Annotated in this window: 1 protein-coding gene; it reads left to right on the top strand. The window is 68.6% G+C overall.

Annotated elements, in window-relative coordinates:
• On the top strand, positions 1-868 hold an 868-nt coding region (locus B2U11_RS07935), incomplete at its 5' end, for a substrate-binding domain-containing protein (protein WP_292070968.1).
• Positions 869-1,202: the final 334 nt, after the last annotated feature.

Raw genomic sequence — 1,202 nt, 5'->3', positions numbered from 1 at the left:
CGCCGCCCTGGTCGACGCCGAGCTGACGATCGAGCATTGGCGCAGCGGTCGCGGCAACGACTATCTGAGCCGGCTGGAGATGGGCGCGCTGATGGAGGTGCGCCGCGCGGACCATCACCTGATGGTGGAGCTGGTCGACCACGCCTCGCCGAACTTGAAGCGGGATGTCTCGGCGTTGCTCGGGTCGATCCGGCCGCGCGGGGTGATCCTGACGCCGCCGAACTCTGACCACCCGGTGGTGCTGGACGCGCTGGACGCGGCGGGGATCGCCTATGCCCGCATCGGACCGGAACGAGACCTGCATCGCGGCGTCTGCGTCGCCATGGACGAGCGACGGGCGGCCTATGACATGACGGTCCACCTGATCGAGAACGGTCACCGTCGGATCGGCTTCGTCACGGGGCCGGTGGCCTATGCGGCCAGCCAGAGACGGTTGGAAGGATATCGACGCGCCATGGCCGACCATGGGCTCGATACGCCCGAGGGCTATGTCGCGCAGGGCGATTTCACCTTCCAGTCCGGTCTGGCGGCGATTGGCGACTTCCTCGATCGCGATATCGGGCTGACGGCGGTGTTCGCCAGCAACGACGACACCGCCCTGGGCGTGCTCCAGGGCGCGGTCGCGCGGGGCCTGCGCCCGCCGCAGGATCTGTCGGTGGCGGGATTCGACGACACGCCGGGGGCGATGTTCACGACGCCGGCGCTGACCACGATCCGCCAGCCCGTCGCGGAGATGGCCGCCCTGGCCGCCCGCCGCCTGGTTCCCGGCGTGTCGAACGAGGACGAGGCGGCCTCGACCCCGCGGGCCGGCGATTGCCTGCTGGCGCCCTATGAATTGGTGGTGCGCGACTCGGTGACGCGCCTGTAAGCGTGCGTGGCAGGATTGTTGACAGCGCTGTCAATCGCGTTAGGGTCGTGGCCTGGACGGCCGGAGAGCCGTGGAAACGCCCCTTGATGTTCCGGCACGCTCGCGCGAAAGCGGATTAAGGACGGCGTCGCCACGTGCTTCGAGGGGCGTTCGACCGATCATCCTTCGAGGCGGACGGACACAGGTGTTCGGCTGTCGCCTCGCGAACCTTGTGGGTCCGTCATGCGCAACGCCGTTTCCTTGCTTTCCCTCGCTCTGGCGGTTCCCATGCTAGCCTGCGCGCCCATGCCCAGTTCTGTCGATCGCGTGTCCCGGGCGCCCGTCTCTGCGGTTT

This window comes from Brevundimonas sp. UBA7534, from assembly GCF_002479325.1.
GTDB lineage: Bacteria > Pseudomonadota > Alphaproteobacteria > Caulobacterales > Caulobacteraceae > Brevundimonas.
The sequence above is the reverse complement of the archived record's forward strand: the minus strand, read 5'-3'. Positions and strand labels throughout refer to the sequence as shown.